General features: G+C 66.7%; 13 protein-coding genes, 1 tRNA gene and 3 pseudogenes. 7 read left to right on the top strand and 10 right to left on the bottom strand.

Features of this window, described 5'->3' with window-relative positions; genetic code table 11:
* Nucleotides 1–7 precede the first annotated feature (7 nt).
* Nucleotides 8–2,761, bottom strand: a complete 2,754-nt coding sequence (gyrA, locus tag EV657_RS04375) for a DNA gyrase subunit A (protein WP_134077240.1) — start codon at nt 2,759–2,761, stop codon at nt 8–10.
* 195 nt (nt 2,762–2,956) lie between these two features.
* Between gyrA and EV657_RS04370 the strand changes: the two genes are divergently transcribed.
* Entirely contained in the window at nt 2,957–3,226 is a 270-nt protein-coding gene (locus EV657_RS04370) for an usg protein (protein WP_134077239.1), read from the top strand.
* A 22-nt stretch (nt 3,227–3,248) separates the two neighbouring features.
* Here EV657_RS04370 and EV657_RS04365 read toward each other — a convergent pair whose 3' ends face one another.
* Together EV657_RS04365 and EV657_RS04360 are read right to left on the bottom strand one after the other, a co-directional pair.
* Nucleotides 3,249–3,725, bottom strand: coding sequence for a disulfide bond formation protein B (locus tag EV657_RS04365; RefSeq protein ID WP_075785875.1), 477 nt, complete (start codon nt 3,723–3,725; stop codon nt 3,249–3,251).
* Nucleotides 3,722–4,300, bottom strand: a complete 579-nt coding sequence (locus EV657_RS04360; protein ID WP_134077238.1) for a YqaA family protein — start codon at nt 4,298–4,300, stop codon at nt 3,722–3,724. The genes EV657_RS04365 and EV657_RS04360 overlap by 4 nt, the downstream gene beginning before the upstream one ends.
* Before the next feature lie 314 nt (nt 4,301–4,614).
* Here EV657_RS04360 and EV657_RS04355 point away from each other — a divergent pair.
* Both EV657_RS04355 and EV657_RS04350 read left to right on the top strand, forming a co-directional pair.
* A tRNA-Leu gene (locus tag EV657_RS04355) sits at nt 4,615–4,698 on the top strand.
* 698 nt (nt 4,699–5,396) lie between these two features.
* A pseudogene (locus EV657_RS04350) lies at nt 5,397–5,750 on the top strand (tyrosine-type recombinase/integrase); the annotation flags it as partial.
* Here the strand turns inward: EV657_RS04350 and EV657_RS04345 are convergent.
* From EV657_RS04345 to EV657_RS04325, 5 genes and pseudogenes are all read right to left on the bottom strand, one after another.
* Nucleotides 5,716–6,734 (bottom strand): annotated as a pseudogene (locus EV657_RS04345) (IS3 family transposase); the annotation flags it as partial. The pseudogenes EV657_RS04350 and EV657_RS04345 overlap by 35 nt on opposite strands.
* 30 nt (nt 6,735–6,764) lie before the next feature.
* Nucleotides 6,765–6,862, bottom strand: a pseudogene (locus tag EV657_RS22650) (IS5/IS1182 family transposase); the annotation flags it as partial.
* A 3-nt stretch (nt 6,863–6,865) separates the two neighbouring features.
* A complete protein-coding gene (locus EV657_RS04335; protein ID WP_166673639.1) occupies nt 6,866–7,264 on the bottom strand; it encodes a hypothetical protein in 399 nt (132 codons plus the stop codon).
* 448 nt (nt 7,265–7,712) lie between these two features.
* Entirely contained in the window at nt 7,713–8,102 is a 390-nt protein-coding gene (locus tag EV657_RS04330) for a response regulator (RefSeq protein ID WP_166673638.1), read from the bottom strand.
* Nucleotides 8,035–10,638: a transporter substrate-binding domain-containing protein gene (locus EV657_RS04325; RefSeq protein WP_166673637.1), complete on the bottom strand. Its 2,604-nt coding sequence runs from the start codon at nt 10,636–10,638 to the stop codon at nt 8,035–8,037. Before EV657_RS04325 ends, EV657_RS04330 begins: the two co-directional genes overlap by 68 nt.
* A gap of 537 nt (nt 10,639–11,175) precedes the next feature.
* Between EV657_RS04325 and EV657_RS04320 the strand changes: the two genes are divergently transcribed.
* Nucleotides 11,176–12,015 (top strand): beta/alpha barrel domain-containing protein, encoded by an 840-nt coding sequence (locus tag EV657_RS04320; protein WP_134077233.1) that lies wholly within the window; start codon nt 11,176–11,178, stop codon nt 12,013–12,015.
* On the opposite strand, the gene EV657_RS04315 is transcribed toward EV657_RS04320, so the two are convergent.
* Nucleotides 12,012–12,401: a VOC family protein gene (locus tag EV657_RS04315; protein WP_075785884.1), complete on the bottom strand. Its 390-nt coding sequence runs from the start codon at nt 12,399–12,401 to the stop codon at nt 12,012–12,014. The two genes, EV657_RS04320 and EV657_RS04315, sit on opposite strands and share 4 nt — an antisense overlap.
* A gap of 105 nt (nt 12,402–12,506) precedes the next feature.
* Between EV657_RS04315 and ilvD the strand changes: the two genes are divergently transcribed.
* A complete protein-coding gene (ilvD, locus tag EV657_RS04310) occupies nt 12,507–14,345 on the top strand; it encodes a dihydroxy-acid dehydratase (RefSeq protein WP_134077232.1) in 1,839 nt (612 codons plus the stop codon).
* A gap of 92 nt (nt 14,346–14,437) precedes the next feature.
* On the top strand, nt 14,438–15,433 hold the full coding sequence (locus EV657_RS04305) for an NAD(P)H-binding protein (RefSeq protein ID WP_134077231.1): 996 nt from the start codon (nt 14,438–14,440) through the stop codon (nt 15,431–15,433).
* A gap of 8 nt (nt 15,434–15,441) precedes the next feature.
* Here EV657_RS04305 and EV657_RS04300 read toward each other — a convergent pair whose 3' ends face one another.
* Nucleotides 15,442–16,860: a TrkH family potassium uptake protein gene (locus EV657_RS04300; RefSeq protein WP_134077230.1), complete on the bottom strand. Its 1,419-nt coding sequence runs from the start codon at nt 16,858–16,860 to the stop codon at nt 15,442–15,444.
* Nucleotides 16,861–17,283: 423 nt separating this feature from the next.
* Here EV657_RS04300 and EV657_RS04295 point away from each other — a divergent pair, with 423 nt between their 5' ends.
* The gene (locus EV657_RS04295) at nt 17,284–17,565 is read left to right on the top strand and encodes a hypothetical protein (RefSeq protein WP_134077229.1); all 282 of its coding nucleotides are present in this window, start codon (nt 17,284–17,286) and stop codon (nt 17,563–17,565) included.
* The last annotated feature ends 230 nt before the right edge of the window (nt 17,566–17,795 follow it).

Genomic DNA, 17,795 nt, shown 5'->3' with positions numbered 1-17,795 from the left:
CCGAGCCTCAGGTGGCCGGGTCTTCCGGGGCGTCCTCGCCCTGATCGGCGATCCGCGCGACCGAGACAACCTCTTCGCCGGTGCCCGCATCGAGCACCCGCACACCGCCCGCCGAGCGGGACCGGAAGCTGATCTGATCCACGGGCACCCGGATCGATTGCCCGCGCGAGGTGGCCAGCATCACCTGATCGTCCATCTCGACCGGGAAGGAGGCCACAAGCGGCCCGCCACGCAGCGCCTTGTCGATGGCCTGCACGCCCTGGCCACCGCGACCGCGCACCGGATAGTCGTGGCTGGAACTGATCTTGCCCTGGCCGCGCGCGGTGATCGTCAGGATCACGTCCTCGGCCGCCGACATCTCGGCATAGCGCGCGGGCGAAAGCTGGCCGGCCTCGACCGCCTCTTCGTCCTCGTCGGCCTCGCCATTCTCGTCGGTGACGCCCGCCATCAGGCGGCGCTGTTTCAGATAGGCCACGCGTTCGGCCGGATCGGCCTCGAAATGGCGGATGACCGACATCGAGACGACGCGGTCATTCTCGCCCAGCCGGATGCCGCGCACGCCGGTCGAATCACGGCCCGAGAAGACCCGCACATCGGTCGTCGCGAAGCGGATCGCGCGGCCCATGGCGGTGACCAGCATGACGTCGTCCTCGGCGTCGCAGATCGAGACATTCACGAGGCTGACCGCCTCGGGCAGCTTCATCGCGATCTTGCCGTTGCGCTTGATATTGGTGAAGTCCGACAGCCGGTTGCGCCGCACGTCGCCGGCCGAGGTGGCGAACACGACCTGCAGGTTCTCCCATTCGTCCTCGGGCTCGTCGATCTTCATCAGCGCGGCGATCGAGATGCCGGTGGCAATGGGCAGGATATTGACGATGGCCTTGCCCTTGGCGGTGCGCCCCGCCTGGGGCAGGCGCCAGCATTTCAGCTCGTAGACCATGCCGTCGGTGGTGAAGAACAGCAGCTGGGTATGGGTGTTGGCGACGAACAGCGTGGTGACCACGTCGTCTTCCTTGGTCGCCATCGAGGCGAGCCCCTTGCCGCCGCGGTTCTGACTGCGGAATTCGGCCAGCGGCGTGCGCTTGATATAGCCGGACTGGGTGACGGTCACCACCATGTCCTCGCGCTCGATCAGGTCCTCGTCTTCCATGTCGCCGGACCAGTCGGCGATTTCGGTCCGGCGCGGCACCGCGAACTGGTCGCGCACCTCGCGCAGCTCGGTGCCGATGATCGCCATGATCCGTTCGCGCGAGCGCAGGATGTCGAGATAGTCCTTGATCTTGGCAGCCAGCTCTTCCAGCTCGTCGGTCACCTCCTTGACGCCGATCTGGGTCAGGCGCTGAAGCCTGAGATCGAGGATCGCGCGGGCCTGGGTCTCGGAGAGGTTGTAGGTGCCGTCCTCGTTCATCTTGTGGGTCGGATCGTCGATCAGCTGGATGTAATCGGCAATGTCCTGGGCGGGCCAGCGCCGCTCCATCAGCTTGACGCGGGCCTCGGCGGCATCGGCCGAGGCGCGGATCGTCGCCACCACCTCGTCGACATTCGACACCGCGACCGCCAGACCGCACAGGATATGGCTGCGCTCGCGCGCCTTTCTCAGTTCGAAGGCGGTGCGCCGGGCCACGACCTCTTCGCGGAAGGCGATGAAATGGGTCAGGAAGCCCCGCAGCGTCAGGGTCTCGGGCCGGCCGCCGTTCAGCGCCAGCATGTTGCAGCCGAAGGACGTCTGCATCGGCGTGAAGCGGAACAGCTGGTTCAGCACCACATCCGGCGTCGCGTCGCGTTTCAGCTCGATCACCACCCGGACGCCGACCCGGTCGGATTCGTCCTGCACATGGGCGATGCCCTCGATCCGCTTGTCGCGGGCGGCCTCGGCGATCTTCTCGATCATCGTCGACTTGTTCACCTGATAGGGGATCTCGTCGATGACGATGGCGTGGCGGTCCTTGCGGATCTCTTCGACCCGGGTCTTGGCCCGCAGGATGACTGACCCGCGCCCCTCGAGATAGGCCTTGCGCGCGCCGGACCGGCCGAGGATCAGCCCGCCGGTCGGAAAGTCGGGGGCAGGGACGTACTGCATCAGCTGTTCGCTGGTCAGGTCGGGGTCCTCGATCAGCGCCAGCGTGGCATCGACGACCTCGCCCAGATTATGCGGCGGGATGTTGGTGGCCATGCCGACGGCAATGCCGCCCGCGCCGTTGACCAGCATGTTGGGGAACCGCGCCGGCAGGACCGTCGGTTCCTTGTCCTTGCCGTCATAGTTGTCCTGGAAGTCGACCGTATCCTTTTCGATATCGGTCAGCAGCGCCTGCGCCGCCTTGGCCATCCGGACCTCGGTATAACGCATGGCCGCCGCGCTGTCGCCGTCCATGGACCCGAAGTTGCCCTGACCGTCCAGAAGCGGCAGCGACATCGAGAAGGGCTGAGCCATCCGCACCAGGGCATCGTAGATCGCGGAATCGCCGTGCGGGTGGTATTTCCCCATCGTGTCGCCCACCGCCCGCGCCGACTTGCGGTAGGGCTTGTCATGGGTGTTGCCGGTCTCGTGCATCGCGAACAGGATTCTGCGGTGCACAGGTTTCAGGCCATCCCGCAGATCCGGGATCGCCCGGCTCACGATCACGCTCATCGCGTAATCGAGGTAGGATTTCTGCATCTCCTTCTCGATTGCGATGACCGGCCCGTCATACGAGGGTCGCGCAGGTCCTTTTCCAGAACCGTTTTCGTCTTCGTTTTCAGGGGTTTCCGGCGTGTCGTTCAACTTGGGACCCGGCCTTTCGGCGTCATTCTAGATATTGTTGAGCGAACTTTATCAGAACCTTCATATGGGGTGCAACCGCAGACCGGCCCAGGATCTGGCAGCCCCCGGGAAAGAGTGCCAACACCCTGTTTTCATTGAAAATCAATCGAGCTTTGGCATGCTTTCCGAAGATCCACGCGACAGGAGAGACCAGACGTGCAGCAGTCCGAGACCGAGTTGATGCTCCGGGGCTACGGCCTCACCACCGCCGAACTCTATTACCGCATGCCCGATTTCAGAAGTGTTCTCAACAGCTTCATATGGCAGGACTACGATCTTGCGCCGGATCATCCGCGGCTCTTCAAGTTCATCGAGTTCTGGCAGGACTCGATTGAGGGGCCACTGCATTCGGTCCGCTTCACCCATCGCAAGCTGATCTCGCCCGGCGAGTGGCGCAATGTCGTGGGTGAATTCCGCGTGAACTGAGGCCGTGTTGCGCCCGCAGCCCTCAGCTGCGGCCGCGGGTCAGCGCCATCGCCCAGACCGCGACCAGACCGGCCGACAGCAGAACGTTGTAATTGGCCATGGTCAGGCCGAACAGCTGCCAGGCGATGCGATCGCACAGCACGATGGGCTCGACGAGGCTCGGGTTCAGCATCTGCTCGGGCGTCATCTGCGACAGGCTCGGACCGTCGCCGGTGCAGGAGGACGGCCCCGCCCACCAGTGCCGCTCGACCCCCGAATGATAGATCGCAAGCCCGGTCGAGGCGGCCATCACGCTCAGCCCGCTCAGGGTCAGGATGAATCCGCCCACGGCCACCGCCAGCAGGCCCAGCACCGCCGCGACCGCGTGCGGCCAGCGCTGCCAGATGCACAGCTTGCAAGGCGCGAGATCGCCCAGATACTGGAACCCGAAAGCCGCCAGAAGGATGGCCGCGGACCCTGCCGCCGCCAGAAGGATCAACCGGTTGCGCGTGACCGTCACAGGTACCTCACAGCGTAGAAGCCGCCAATCAGCAGCAGGACGAAAAGCGTGAAGAGAAGTCCCAGATATTTCTCGATGAACCGGCGCACCGGGGCGCCGAACTTCCACAGAAGCGCCGCCACCAGAAAGAACCGGATGCCCCGGGCGATGACGCTGGCCGTCATGAAAACCCAGAGATTGAGCCCGGTCGAGCCTGACAGGATGGTGATCACCTTGTAGGGGAAGGGCGTCACGCCCGCGATCAGCACGGCCCAGGCGCCATAATCGTTATAGCGCGCGCCGAATTCGTCGAAATAGGCCTGTTTGCCGTAGAATTCCAGAACCGGGCGGCCGATCTGCTCGAAGAAGGCCGAACCGATGCCGTAGCCCGCAAGCCCGCCCAGCACCGACCCCGCCAGCGCGACCCCGGCAATGGCGAAGGCCCGCGAGGGGCGCGCCAGGATCATCGGCACCATCAGCACATCGGGCGGGATCGGGAAGACCGAGCTTTCGACGAAAGCCACGATGAAAAGCGCCCACATCGCATTGCGGCTGTCGGCGAGCGACAGCGTCCAGTCGTACAGGCGTCGGATCATGAAGGCTCCCGGGCATCGTCTGCCGCCTAGAAGCCATGCGGGGGCGCCTGCGTCAAGCCGAGCCGCAGGCGGTGACGGACGATTGACCGTCCGCGGCGGTCGGGGTAGAGGAACGCGAGGGGCCCGACAGGCGGGCCGGGGGGGGCGCCACCGCGCGTCCCCGAGGTCTCGCCCGATACGCGAATCGTTGCCAAGGCCTTGCGCCGAGCGATCCGCCCGCGGCCCCGCACGAGCGCGCTTTCCCGGACCGGGCCCGGCGGGATGGCGGAACGACCAGGGCTCCGGCCTCCGCGGCTACCGGCGGGGTGCAGAGTGCGGGTGTGGCGGAATGGTAGACGCGAGGGTCTCAAACACCCTTTCCGCAAGGAGTGTCGGTTCGAGTCCGACCACCCGCACCAAATACGCGCGCCGCTGAATTTGGCCTGCGCGAAACCGCGTGAAATCAAAGGCTTTCGATATATTTGAGGGGCATGCGGTTGCATCTGGCGCGCATGGTTGGGCATTGTATTCCCCACAATTTGCGCACGGTGGGCAAATGGTCGGCATCACACGGCATGGGAACGGCTGGCGTGCGCAGGTCGCGCGTCGCGGCGAGCGGCGGTCCAAAGCATTTGCGACCACGCGCGGGGCCCAGGATTGGGCCGTGCGGCTGGAGAACCTGATCATGAACGCCAGCGTGATCGCGGCCGATCAAGCTTTCGGGGCGCTTCTGGATCGCGATGCCCAGGAGGTCAGCCCGACCAAGCGGGGCGAAAGGTGGGAGGTGGTCAGGCCGAAGCGCCTCGGGCGCGACGACCTGGCCAAGGTCCGCCTGAGCGCGCTCCCCCCCAGCGCATCGCGGACTGGCGCGACCGCCGGTTGCTTGACGTGGCGCCGGTGTCGGTCAACCGCGAATTGTCATTGCGGAGCGCTGTGTGCGAGTTCGCGCGCCGTGAATTGGGGCTGCTGCAATCGAACCCGGTGCGGGACGTCCGCCGCCCGCCGGACCCTCAACCGCGCAACCGCCTGCCAACGGATGATGAGATGAAGCGCTTGGCCGTCGTCGCCGGGCCGGATCTGATCCGGTCGGGCGCGCGCCTTTCATGCCTTTCGATTCGGCCGCGAGAGGGCAATGCGCGCGAGCGAGATCTGCGGTCTGACCTGGGAAAGGACCGATCCGAAGACCCGGGTTGCCCATTTGCCCATGACCAAGAACGGCCATTCCCGCGACGTTCCGCTGACCCGCGCGGCGGTGGATCTTCTGCAAAAGCTGCCGCGAATGGATCCGGTGTTTGGCATGACAGCCAGTCGGCTTGATGCGAACTGGCGCAAGCTGCGGGCTGCGTCGGCTGTCGAGGATCTGCATGTCCACGACAGAGGTGGTTCGGTTCGTTTGAACAGTTTCGAGCCGTTTCCCAATTGGATTTCCCGCTCGGTTATGCCGCGACCGGGATTGGCCGTGGCGGGGTGAGATAGGCCGGACCGGGCGTCCGCCCGTCCAGCGATGAATGCGGTTTCCTCGTGTTGTCGAACGCCAGATAGCAGGCCAGCCCGTCCCGGGCGGCGGTCACGCCTTCATGGGCGCGCAGGTAGACCTCCTCGTATTTGACGCCGCGCCAGAGCCGCTCGACGAAGACGTTGTCGCGCCAGGCCCCCTTGCCATCCATGCTGATCTGGATGCCGGCGTCCTTCACTGCCTTGATGACGTCCATGGACGTGAACTGGCTGCCCTGGTCCGTGTTCATGATCTCCGGCGCGCCGTATCGGGCCATGGCCTCGTCCAGCGCCTCCTGGCAGGGCCCGGTTTCCAGCGCGACTGACAGTCGCCAGGCCAGAACCTTGCGGCTGAACCAGTCGACGACCGCCGTCAGGCAGACGACCCCCCGGGCCATGGGCACATAGGCGATGTCGATTGCCCGGACCTGGTCGGGGCGGGTCACGGCCAGCTTTCGGAGCAGGTCGGGATGGATCTTGTGTCCCGGCGCCGGCTTCGAGGTGCCTGGCCGGCGATGGAGGGCCTCGATGCCCATCCGTTTCATCGGCGTGGCGACATGCCGCCGACCGGCGGTGAATCCCTCCGGGCCCAGCAGCCCCTTCAGCATCCGGCTGCCCGCGAAGGGGAAGTCCATGTGCCACCCGTCGATCCGGCGCATCAGCCGCAGGTTCTCCGCGCCGGTCGGGCGAGGCGCGGAGTAGAGGCTGCCGCGGCTGATCCCGAGCAGCTCGGCCTGACGGGTCAGGCTCTGCCTGTGCGCGCGGTCCGTCATTTCCTCGCGCTCGGCAACAGACCGGCCTTGGCGAGCGCTCCCCCTAAGAAACCGGTCTCCAGCGTGAGCTGGCCAGTCTTCGCGCGCAGCGACGTGACGTCGATCTCCGGCTCCTTGCTCCCCGGTTTGTCGTCGAACAGGTCAGCAACGCTTTCGAGGAGCCGATCCTTCCACTGCTTGATCTGTGAGGTGCCCCTAGGCTCCAGACTCATTAACCCTCAAAGCCAGAAGATGACGGTTGCGGCGAGGGCATAGCGGAGAGGAAGGTCTTCGCGCATCTGTCGTAGCGGGTTGCGATGCGGCGACAGCCCGACAGGTATTACGCCAGGATGACCGCGCCGACGATCCAGGGGGCTTTCCTGAAGCCGAGAACCAGCAGCGGCGTCAGAGGCGACATGACGAAAAGGTCGCGCAGGAAGCTCGGATAGACCAGCTTCGACTGGTCCGTGGCGGCCAGCAGGGCATCCCGTGGCGATAGGTGAAGCCGGGCAGGACACAGGCGACAAGGTTCCAGATCGCCATCGGCAGAAGCAGCGCGCGCGCGGACGAGCGCGGCGGCGACATAGGACCGTTTCGCGAAGAAACTGACCATGAAATAGCCCGAGAGTGTGGACAGAAGCGGCACGCTCGATCGTCCGAACGTATCCACGAGGATGATATCCACGACGCGAAATCCGGCCCCCGGACGGGTGAAGACGTGAAGGTGGACGTAGGACATGCACAGGATGCAAAGAACGCGGGCCGCGTCGGGCCGAAGCTACGTCATGTGCCAGACAACCGTCTTCTCGCCCCATGGACGCGGGGGACCTGCAGGCTGCCGGGCGTCCGCTTCACTATCGTTTGCTCCTGCTGTCTTGTGTCAACGACGGGGACGATCCCGCAGGTCGTTTCGTTGCGGACGGATCGTTGCCGACACGGGCGCGGAACCGGCAGGGCGGCGCGCCGGGCGCGCACTCCCGTCTCGGCGCGGCAGGCAGTGGGGCCGGGCATCAAAGGTTGCGATTCCGACTCGGGCCGTGCGTGCCCCCTTGGCCGACAGGAGCGGGGTCCCGCCTCGTGCCCCTGGCACCGGCCCCGCGCGGTGCTTGCCCGGAGTGCCGGTGGCAACGGCCGCCCGACGGCCGCCGGGCCGCGGAAAGGGCAGGGGCCCGAGGCGCGCCGACGCGTCAGGAATTGACCAGCGTGTCGAGCCGGGCGATTTCGGCTTCGCCGATCGGTTTTCGCAGAAAGCTGCGTACGACGGGATAACTTTCCGCCCGCTCGACATCGGCCTCGCATTCCGAACTGGTCAGGATGACCACCACTGACCCCTTCAGATGATCCGGCCAGTCCTCGGCAATTTCTTCGAGAAACTCGAACCCGTTCATGCGCGGCATGTTTATGTCGATAATGAGGGCGTCAATCTTGGGGCAATCCGGGGCGCGCAGGAAATGGATCGCGTCCTCGGCCATGCCGAATTCAAGCATCCTGTCGACGAGGCCGGTTTTATTAATAAGCCGCTTTACCATCTTCCGTTCGAACCGGCAATCGTCGACCATCATGAGCGTGTTGATCACCGTTCTTCTCCTTGAGGAAGATCGTGAAGCAGCTGCCATTCTCGGGTGCGGACTGTACCACAATGCGTCCACCATGATTGAGGCTGACTCTTTGACAAATGGCAAGGCCCAGTCCGCTGCCGGGATACAATTCGGTGTCATTGAGGCGGGTGAAAACCTGAAAGATCCGGCGATGGAATTTCGGGTCGATCCCAATCCCCCGATCCGAAACGGAAAACGCGACCATTCCGTCCGGCGCCGCCACCGGCTCTATCTCGATTCGGGGCGGCACTCCGGGGCGGTGAAACTTGATCGCGTTACCGACGAGGTTTTGCAACAATTGATGCAGTTGACGCGAATTGCCCACGAGGCCTGGCAGGGCCCCGACTCGGATCTCGGCGCCGCTGGCGGCGATGTCAGCGGTCAGGTCCTGAAGCACGTCGGCCGCCACCTGGCACAGATCGACCGGTTCGACTGTGGCCTCGCCGCCGACCGCGCGCGTGTAGTCCAGAACGTCGCTGATCATCCGGCCCATGCGTTCGAGAATTTCCTTCATGTCCGTCACCAGCTGCACATCGTCTTCCGGGAGCTTTCCGACAATCGAGTCGGTCAGGGCGTCGGCGATCAGCCTCAGCGTGCTGATCGGCGACTTGAGATCATGCGAGGTGGCATAGGCGAAATCGCGCAGTTCCGAATTGGTCCGCTCGACAATGGCGATCTGGTCGCGCAGCTCGGCGTTCAGCGTCTCGATCTCGGCCAGGTGCCTGCGTTCGCGGGTGACGTTCAGCACCATGACCAGGATCGACCCGCCGGTCAGGGCAAAGCTCGACCAGCGGTAGCTTTGCCCCGACGTGGTGCGGAACTCGTAGGAATAGCCGTCGGTCAGGGCGGGACCCGACAGGCCTGCGGCCAGCGCGGCGGGGGATTTGGTGCCCCAATGGGCGGCATCGGCCTCGATCAGCGCGCTGACCACCTCGCGATAGACCGCGCCTTCGCGGATCAGCTCCGGGCCCGAGGGGCTGATCGCGCGGGCGGCGGTATTGGCGAACTCGATCCGGCCGTTCGGGGCGACCATCAGAATACCCAGCGGAATCCGCTCGATCATGCTGGCGGTGAAGCGCAGGCGCTCTTGCTGGATGCGGTGGCGCTGAAACGGGATATAGCCCAGCGCGAGAACCGCCACGCCGCAGATCGCGGCCAGCAGCGACAGCACGCGGCCTTCCGTCCAGAACCCCCGGGGCTCGAGCCAGGCGGCGCGCAGATCCTGATAGCGCTGCGAGGCCATATAGCCGGGCATCACCAGGTTCAGGGCCTCGCGGATCGAGGGCAGGCCCCGCCGCAGTGCCGGCGCCAGATAGGTCGTTTCCAGCGGATAGTCGACCTGAACGACCCGGTCCTCGCGATGCATCTCGGACAGGGTGCGGCGGAGTGCGGTGCTTTCGACCAGGATCGCATCGATCCGGCCGTCCAGCAGCGCCGTTACCAGTTCGGCATAGGTTTCGAAACGCTGGACGTCGCTGGAATGGCGGCGGGCGACCGCGACCGAGACCCCGGCCCCCCAGGCGCCGACCCGCGCATTGGCCAGCCCGTCGAACAGGTCCCGGCTGTCGCTGCGGACGAAGACGCCGATATCGATGGCCTGGATCGGCAGCGCAAAATCCATTCTCTCCCTGCGTTCCGGGGTGATGCCGACCAGGGGCAGGATGTCGATGCCGCCCTGCGGACCCTTGGCCCAGACTTCGGGCGGAACGGGCACGAATTGCAGCTGAAGCCCCAGCAGCTTGCCCAGATCGCGGATCACCTCGACCGCAAAGCCGGTGGTCGATCCGTCGTCATTGACCTGCGTGAAGGGCGGCAGGTTCACGACGCCCACGGTCAACACCTCGGGCAGGGGCGGCGGCGGATCGACGAACCACTGCCGCCGCAAAGCGGCGAGCGTTCCGTTGGCTTCGAGCGTGTCGATGGCGGCGTTGATCGGGCCAAGCAGATCGGCGCGGCTTTTATGGATGGCGATGACCCGCTCGATCGGCTTGACGGGCGGTCCGACGGCGGCAATCCGGTTGTCCAGCCGGACGCCATGGGCCAGTCCGGCCATCCAGTCCTCGGCCAGCAGGGCGCCGTCGATCTCGCCCGAAAGAAGCCGGATCAGCAGGGCATCGGCGTTCTCGAAGACCACGGGCCGGTTGCGGTCCAGCAACTCGGACGACCCCGACCCCGCAAATTGCCGGACCGTGCCGATGCGCTTGTTCACCGGGGTCACGAAGTCCGGGTTGGCGTTGTTCTCGATGCGGACGAAAAGCCGGACCTCGGTCCGCCCGACCGGTTTCGAGAAGAGGTTGGTTGCTTCCAGCGCGGGAAGGCGCGCGATGGCAGTCATCAGCGTGGTTTCGCCGTCGATCTGGGCCCGGATCCGCGGTTGAAGACCGTCGAAGCGCCGAAGCTCGACGGGCACGCCCATGGTCTCGGACAGGGCCCGGACCACGGCCGCCGAGAACCCGGTCGCTTCGCCATCGTCGCCGATCTGGCCGAAGGGGGCATTCTCGAGCCATCCCGCCACGATCGGCGCCGACGCGGCTGCGGGGGCGGTCTGCTGGGCCGTCTGCGCGGACAGGGGGGGCGGAAGACAGGCTACGAGACAAAGAACCCCCGCAACAAGTGCCCACGCGCCTCGCCAGATCGCCGAACCTGAATCCCGACGTTCCAATTTGGTCTCCGACCTTCTCTCCATCCGCCAGAGTTAGGCAACACGTCTTGCCGTTAGGTTAACCGGGCCATGGTAGCAAAGAGTTTCCGCATTCCAAAGTGGGGGATTCACGGTCCCTCCGGGCCGGAAATCGGGCCGGAAATCGGGCGGGAAATCGGGCGGGCAATCTGGCCGCAGCTTGCGGCCCGGCCTGTGTTGTCAATCCGACAAGTCGTGTTCGGGCCCCGACCGAGCGGAAGTAAAATTATTTAAAAACAGAACTTTATAACTTGGCACGCGACGTGCTTTGTCTTCGATGTGAACTTTTGATATATAACGAGGGGTGCGACGCCCGGTGTCCGCCGGACCGAGCGACGCCCCGATGCCGCGCAACGGAAGGATCGGACCCAGATGCTGCTGCTTGACGATACAGCCCTCGCCTGCCTCTTGAAACGGGAGACGACCGCCGCGCTTTCTGTCGGCAACGGGGCGGACCGGCCGGGCCGGATGACCTCGGTCGCGATGCGGGCCCGACGCAGCGGTACGATTTGCGGCACCGAAGAGGCCGCGCGGATGTTCGCGCTGCTGGGCTGTGCCGCGGATATTGCCGCCGAAAGCGGAACGCGGGTGCGGCCCGGCGATCTGCTGATCGCGGCGCGGGGGCCGGCCGAGGCGCTGGTGCGGGCCGCGCAGGCGGTGCAGACCCTGCTGGAATGGGCCTCGGGTGTCGCCGACAGCGCCGCGCGCATCGTTCAGGCCGTGCGCCGGGCCAATCCCGCGGTGGCGGTTGCCTGTCCCCGCAAGGCCATCCCCGGCGCGCGGCCGCTGGCGCTGAAGGCCGTGGCGGCGGGGGGCGCTGCGATCCACCCGGCGCTGCAGCCCGATGCGGCGCTGGTGCTGGCCGAATGCCGCGCGCTTGGCGGCGCCGAGACGCTGACCGACCGGATCGCGGGCCGGCGGCTGGCGGCGCCAGCCGCGCGGGTCGCGGTCGAGGTGCGCGACCGCGACGAGGCGCTGGAGGCCGCGGGCTTCGGTGCCGACATCCTTCTGTTGACCCGGATGGCGCCCGATGCGGTCGCCGCCACCTTGCGCGCGCTGGGACCGGGCTGGCCGGGCGAGGTCCTGGCCGCCGGGCCGATCCCCGCCGAGGCCGCCCCGGCCTACGCGACAAGCGGTATTCATGCCCTGGTCACCTCGGCGCCCTATCACGCGCTTCCGGCCGAGATCGAGCTGGTCTACGAGGCGGGCTAGGCGGGGGGGCAGGCGGGTTCCGAAATCTCGATCAGGTTCAGGTCCGGGTCGCGCAGATAGATCGACCGGATCGGCCCGGTCGCCCCGGTGCGCGCCACCGGCCCCTCGACCGGGCGGAGGCCGCGCGCGGCCAGCGCCGCGATCACCTCGTCAAGCGGCCGGTCGGCCAGAAAGCACAGATCGAGCGCGCCCGGCACCGGCAGATGCGCCTTGGGCTCGAACTCGTGGCCCTTGACGTGGATGTTGATCTTCTGACGCCCGAAGCACAGCGCCTTGCGCCCCGCGCCGAAGGTTTCCAGCCGAAGGCCCAGACCCTCCACATAGAAGGCCAGACAGGCCTCTTCGTTGGCGGTGGTCAGCACCAGATGATCGAGCGCGGAAATCATTGCGGCGCCACTCTGCCATGGCCGCCCCGCCCAATGAAAGGTTGATTTTCTCGCGCGCAGGGCGCACTCGTCACCGCGAAGAATTGCCAGCCGGAAAGTCACGACATGCCCGCATACCGTTCCCGTACCAGCACCCATGGCCGCAACATGGCCGGCGCCCGCGGTCTCTGGCGCGCCACCGGCGTGAAGGAGGGCGATTTCGGCAAGCCGATCATCGCCATCGTGAACTCCTTCACCCAGTTCGTGCCGGGCCATGTGCACCTCAAGGATCTGGGCCAGATGGTCGCCCGCGAGGTCGAGGCGGCGGGCGGCATCGCCAAGGAATTCGACACCATCGCCGTCGATGACGGCATCGCGATGGGCCATGACGGGATGCTGTATTCGCTGCCCTCGCGGGAACTGATCGCGGATTCCGTGGAATACATGGTCAACGCGCATTGCGCCGATGCGATGATCTGCATCTCGAATTGCGACAAGATCACCCCCGGCATGCTGATGGCGGCGATGCGGCTGAACATTCCCGCGATCTTCGTCTCGGGCGGGCCGATGGAGGCGGGCAAGGTCACGCTGGGCGACGGGCGCGTGGTGTCGCTGGACCTGATCGACGCCATGGTCGCGGCCGCCGACGACAAGGTGTCGGACGAGGATCTGGCCAAGATCGAAGCCGCCGCCTGTCCGACCTGCGGGTCCTGTTCGGGCATGTTCACGGCGAACTCGATGAACTGCCTGACCGAGGCGCTGGGCCTGTCGCTGCCCGGCAACGGCTCGACGCTGGCGACGCATGCCTTCCGCAAGGAACTGTTCCTGGAAGCCGGCCGCCGTGCGGTCGAGATGTGCAAGCGGTACTATGAGCAGGACGATGCCAGCGTGCTGCCGCGCTCGATCGCGACGAAGGCCGCGTTCTGCAACGCCATGGCGCTTGATATCGCGATGGGCGGGTCGACCAACACGGTGCTGCATATCCTCGCCGCCGCGCAGGAGGGGGGCGTCGATTTCACCATGGACGACATCGACGCGCTGTCGCGCAAGGTGCCCTGCCTGTGCAAGGTCGCGCCCAACACCGCCAATGTCCATGTCGAGGACGTGCACCGCGCGGGCGGGATCATGGCGATCCTGGGCGAACTGGACCGCGGCGGGCTGATCGACCGGGACTGCGCCACGGTGCACGAACCGACGCTGGGCGCGGCCATCGACAAATGGGATATCGGCCGGTCGAACGATCCCGAGGCGCGCGAGCTTTTCCTGGCGGCCCCCGGCGGCGTGCCCTCGCAGGAGGCGTTCAGCCAGTCCGCGACATGGCCCTCGCTCGACACCGACCGGACAGGCGGCGTGATCCGCTCGGTCGAGACGCCGTTCTCGAAGGATGGCGGACTTGCGGTCCTGAAGGGCAATATCGCGCTCGACGGCTGCATCGTGAAGACGGCGGGCGTCGATGACTCGATCCTCGTTTTCTCGGGGCCCGCGAAGGTCTATGAAAGCCAGGACGCTGCCGTGTCGGGCATCCTGACCGGCAAGGTCGAGGCGGGCGATGTGGTGGTGATCCGCTATGAGGGGCCGAAGGGCGGGCCGGGCATGCAGGAGATGCTGTACCCGACCTCCTATCTGAAATCGAAGGGCCTGGGAAAAGCCTGTGCGCTGATCACCGACGGGCGGTTTTCGGGCGGCACGTCGGGGCTGTCGATCGGGCATGCCTCGCCCGAGGCGGCTTCGGGCGGCACCATCGGTCTGGTGCAGGACGGCGATCTGATCGAGATCGACATTCCGAACCGGTCGATCAACCTCGCGGTCTCCGAGGAGGAGCTGGCCGCCCGCCGCGCCGCGCAGGAGGCGAAAGGCTGGAAACCGGCTGCGCCGCGCAAGCGCCATGTCTCGCAGGCGCTGAAAGCCTATGCCCATTTCGCGGCTTCGGCCGACAAGGGCGCGGTCCGGATCGTTCCGGAATAATCGGCAGAGAGGCGCGACGCCGCGCCTCGTTTTCGCCAGCGGGTGCAGGGCCTTAGGCTCTGCGCCAGATCAGTTGCCAAGGAGCCGAGACCATGACCGATACCGCGCTGTCGCCCCGGCCCCGGCGGGTCTTTCTGCTGGGCGCGACCGGCACCATCGGCCGCGCCACCGCCCAGGCGCTGCTGGCGCGGGGCCATGAGGTGGTCTGTTTCGTGCGGCCGCGCGCCGGGGACGATCCGGGGCGCGGGCTGTCCGCCGGGGTCACCGTCCGCACCGGCGATGTCACCGATCCCGCTTCGCTGGCCCGCGACGGGTTCCGCTGCGAGCGGTTCGATGCGCTGGTCTCCTGCCTTGCCTCGCGCACCGGCACGCCGCGCGATGCCTGGGCCATCGACCACAAGGCGCAGTCCGATGCGCTGCAGGCGGCCCGCGCCGCCGGGGTGAGCCAGGCGGTGCTTCTGTCCGCGATCTGCGTGCAGAAGCCGACCCTTGCCTTCCAGCAGGCCAAGCTGGCCTTCGAGGCCGAACTGAAGACCTCGGGCCTGACATGGTCCATCGTGCGCCCCACGGCCTTCTTCAAGTCGCTCTCGGGCCAGGTCGAGCGGGTCAAGGCCGGCAAGCCCTTCCTTGTCTTCGGCGACGGGCGCCTGACCGCCTGCAAACCGATCAGCGATGCCGATCTGGGGCGCTTCATGGCCGACTGCCTGGACGATCCGGCCTTGCAGAACCGGGTTCTGCCCATCGGCGGCCCGGGGCCCGCGATCACGCCCCGGGATCAGGGCGAGGAACTGTTCCGCCTGCTGGGGCGCGAGCCGAAATTCCGCGAGGTGCCGGTGGCGATGATGGACGCGATCATCGCCATCCTCTCGACGCTGGGCCGGGTTATCCCCCGGTTCCGCGACAAGGCCGAATTCGCGCGGATCGGGCGTTATTACGGGACCGAGTCGATGCTGGTGCTGAACCCCGAGACGGGTCTTTACGAGGCCGAGGCCACGCCCGAATACGGATCGGACCGGCTTTACGACTATTACGCGCGGCTTGTGAGCGGCGAGGACCGCGCCGATCTGGCCGAACACGCGGCGTTCTGAGCCGCGCCTCAGGCCAGCGAGCGCCAGAAGCGCGGCGTCAGCAGAACCAGAACGGTCAGCATCTCGAGCCGCCCCAGATACATGCCGATGGCCAGGATCGTCTTGGCCTTGTCCGACAGCGGCTGAAAGGTGCCCGCCGGCCCGATGATGTCGCCGACGCCCGGGCCGACATTCGCCAGTGCCGTGATGGCGCCGCTCAGCGCGGTCGCGCCATCGAGCCCGACAAGCGTCAGCAGGCTCGCGATCACCGCAAAGCTCAGGGCGTACATCGAGAAGAAGCCGATCACGCTTGAGACGATGTCCTCGTCGATGACCCGGCCCTCATAACGGATGCGATAGACCCCGTGCGGGTAGCGCACCGACCGGATGCCCTCGCGCACCAGCCGGTACATGATCACCCAGCGCATCGCCTTGGCCCCGCCCGCGGTCGAGCCGGTACAGCCGCCGACCGCCGTCAGGATCACGAAGGCAGAGACCGCGACCGGGCCCCATGTGGTGTAATCGGTCGTCGCATAGCCCGTGGTCGAGACCACCGACACCACGTTGAAGGCCACCAGCCGCAGCGCCGCGAGGAACGGCATGTCCGAGGTCAGGCCCAGCCACAGCGACAGCGGCAGGATCACCGCGGCCAGCGTCTTGAGCATCGCGCCGACCTGCTCGCTGCGGAATTTCCCGTGATAGACGCTGCGGATGTACCACGAGAAGGGCACCGAGCCGAGCACCATGAACAGCGTGCAGGTCCATTGCAGGAACGGGTTGGCGAAGAACCCGAAGGACGCGTCATGGGTCGAATAGCCCCCGGTCGACAGCGTGGTCATGGCATGGGTCACGGCGTCGAACAGGCTCATCCCCCCGGCGCGGTAGAGCACGCCGCAAAGCGTCATCAGCGAGACATAGACCAGCAGCGTCGCCGCCGCGAACTGGGTGGCGTTGCGCAGCTCCTTCTCGCCCTTGTCGGAACTTTCGGTGCGGAAAAGCTGCATGCCGCCGACCTTGAGGACGGGCAAAAGCGCGATGCCGGTGCCGATGAAGCCGACGCCCCCCAGCGCCTGCAACAGCGCGCGCCACATCAGGATGCCCTTGGGCGTGCCGTCGAGCCCGGTCATCACCGTCGAGCCGGTGGTGGTGATCCCCGACATGGCCTCGAAGAAGGCATCCGCCGCCGAGAGCTTCCACAGATAAAGCGGTACCGCCCCGCCGATGGCCGCGACCAGCCAGACCGAGGCCGTCAGCATGAAGGCATGGGGCAGGCGCAGCGCCTCGAAGGAGGATCGCGAGGCGACCGCGATCAGCGTGCCGGTCAGCCCCAGCTGAAAGGTGGCCTCGGCGAAGACCCCGCGCGTTTCCGGGTACAGGAGGGCAACGGTTGCCGACATCAGAGCCAGCAGCCCAAGCACAAGCCCGTTGGCAAAGAAGACGACGTTCAAACCGGATTCCCTTTGCGCGACATTGCCATTCCGGGCGGGGGATTTCCAGATGCCCGACACCGGCTCTTGCGGGCCGGACCCGGAGGCGGGGGCTGCGAAGAAACCGGCTTCCCGCAAGACCTGCGGCGGGCCAGTCGCGCGCCCGGATCTCGCGCCTCGATCATCCAGACAATCTGCTTTCATCGTCGGCCGCGGGCGTCGGGCCAGGCGGGCTCGGGCGGTCGTATTTGGCACAAGGGACGGAGGGGGCGCCGAGGGCTCGTGGCCGGACGCTCCTGCGGGGCGCAAGGGCACAGAGGCGCGCAAGCGAAAGACCCCCTTCTAGCCAGGCCGCCAGGGGCGCGCAGTTCTGCGTCGCCGGTTCGGGACGCCGCCGCGACATGCGGGCGGCCGCTTCGGCCCGGGGCTCAGGGCGAAGACATCGTGAAAGTCCTGCCATTGCCGCTGGCGCTTTGCGTCGGCCTTTCGGCGTCGTCCGTCCATGCGACCGGCGGGGCCGCGTCGGCGGATGCGGCGAAGATCGAACGCGGCGCCTATCTGGCACGGATCATGGATTGCGCGGGCCGCCACATGCCGCGCGGCGCCGACGGGGTGCCGGTCTTTTCCGCCGGGCTCCCGGGCGGCACGGTCGGGTTCGAGAGGCCGGGGCTTGGCATCTTCTGGCCGCCGAACCTGACGCCTGACGCGACCGGGCTGGGGGACTGAAGCGCCGATCAGATCCTGACCGCGATCCGCGCGGGGATCCGGCCCGACGGGCGGGGTCTGGCGCCGGTGATGCCCTGGGGCTCCTGTCCCGGGCTGACCGACGCGGACGGCGCGGCGCTGGTCGCCTATCTGCAATCCCTGGCGCCGGTCGCGGCAAGGACCCCGCACCCGGCCGAGACCGCCGACAGGGCGGCCGCACCGTTCTTCCGCGTGACGCTGCCGTCCCAATG

The sequence above is a fragment of the Rhodovulum visakhapatnamense genome, assembly GCF_004365965.1.
Classification (GTDB): Bacteria; Pseudomonadota; Alphaproteobacteria; order Rhodobacterales; family Rhodobacteraceae; genus Rhodovulum; species Rhodovulum visakhapatnamense.
This window is presented reverse-complemented; position numbering and strand designations above follow the sequence as displayed.